A 1,718-nucleotide genomic window follows, 5' to 3' on the forward strand; every position below is an offset into this window, starting at 1 on the left:
TGAATCAAGCGATCGCCACCTCCGCAAGCAATTTAATGGGTCCTGATCCTAGCTAACCTCCTTTCCCTTGGGTGCCCCTCCTCGCCGGCCTGTGAGAGAATCAGTCACACGAAAGTAGCTATGTCAGGTATATTGATCGCGAAAAAGCCGGCCACCATTGGCAGCGGGCATTCCCGCAAACGTCGCGGAATAATGATGCACCTGTGAACGTTGTCGATCGAGAAAACCCTACCAAAGGAGGTTATCGATATGCGCCTTTTCATCCTGTTTTCGGCATTACTTTTGACTGCCTGCATGACAGCACCACGCGGCGAGGCTCCACCCGCACCGCCAACCGCGTCTACATCGAGCGGGAGCAGCGGCAGCAGTGACAGCCGCACGAGCCACTGTTGCCGGTCTTGAGACTGTTGTTGAGGACAAGGCATCGATGATCGATTCCGGTGCCGCAACAGCAAGGGTTCGCCTGATCTCCAGCCCCGGACAGCGCAACGACATCGCCTTTGCATGATCTCGTCGATGGCTTCGAGGCTGGTGCCACGATCGCCGACAAGGGCTATGACGCCGACCACCTGCACGAAAAGATCGCTGAAACAGGGGCCGAAATCGTCATCCCACCGAAGCGCAACCGCAAGGTCCAACGTCCCTACGACACTCTCTACAAAGAGCGCAACATCATCGAGCGCTTCTTCAACAAGCTCAAGCAGTTCCGCCGTGTCGCCACGCTACGACAAGCTGCTGGCCAACTTCATGGGCTTCTTCGTTAAACGCGCCGCTATCGCTATCTGGCTCAGATAGTTAAATCGTTACTGCGGCCTAGGGTTGAAACGAAATAGTACCTTTTTTGTCACATCGTTTGGGCAATGTCGTCTCGACTGATTTCGTTGCGGCCGATTTCGATTGTGGTGACTAAGCGCGAGCGTAAATCTCGCACTTGGATAAGGGGTGGTCACTATCTTTTTCAGAGGCCGGTAGTTTCACCGCACCCACTTTGAAGCTGGAGTTTGAAAATGAACATCAAGAGCCTTCTCCTTAGCTCCGCTGCTGCTCTAATCGCAGTTTCCGGTGCGCGCGCCGCCGACGCCGTCGTCGTCGCCGAGCCGGAACCCGCTGAATACGTCAAGATCTGCGACGTCTACGGCGTTGGCTACTTCTACATCCCCGGCACTGAAACCTGCCTGCGCATCGGCGGCTATGTCCGCTACGACATCGGCATCGGTGACACCGGCTCGTACGACGGTGCGAAAGCTGCGGATCATCAGGATGGAGATGACAACAACACGTACTTCAAGAACACCCGCTTCACGCTGAAGACCTGGACCGGCCAGGAAACCGAACTCGGTACCTTGAAGACCTACACCGAGACCCGCTTCCAATTCGGCAACTCCAACGGCTTCGGTGACGAGTTCGGCAACGACGCTCACAATAAGGACCTCGAGCTGAACTTCGCCTGGATCCAGCTCGGTGGTCTGCGCGTCGGCAAGGACGAATCGGCCTTCCTTACGTTCGTCGGCTACGCCGGCAACGTCATCCAGGATACGCTGGTTCCGTACGGCGGCTTCGACACCAACGTCATCCAGTACTACTTCGACGCTGGCAACGGCTTCTCCGCCGTCGTCTCGCTCGAAGAAGGCTATGGCGCCTACACCATCGACAGCTACGTTCCGGACGTCGTCGGCGGTGTGAAGTGGACGCAGGGCTGGGGCGCCATCACCGGTGTC

2 protein-coding genes and 1 pseudogene are annotated in these 1,718 nt (G+C 57.0%); all 3 read left to right on the forward strand.

Annotated features, from left to right (window positions below):
• Positions 1-203 precede the first annotated feature (203 nt).
• Entirely contained in the window at positions 204-371 is a 168-nt protein-coding gene (locus tag AC07FD_RS16620) for a hypothetical protein (protein WP_478350722.1), read from the forward strand.
• A gap of 86 nt (positions 372-457) precedes the next feature.
• A pseudogene (locus tag AC07FD_RS16625) lies at positions 458-795 on the forward strand (transposase); the annotation flags it as partial.
• 212 nt (positions 796-1,007) lie between these two features.
• Positions 1,008-1,718, forward strand: a 711-nt coding sequence (locus AC07FD_RS16630; protein ID WP_478350723.1) for a porin, incomplete at its 3' end; no start/stop codon positions are given.

It is taken from the genome of Mesorhizobium waitakense (assembly GCF_056431085.1).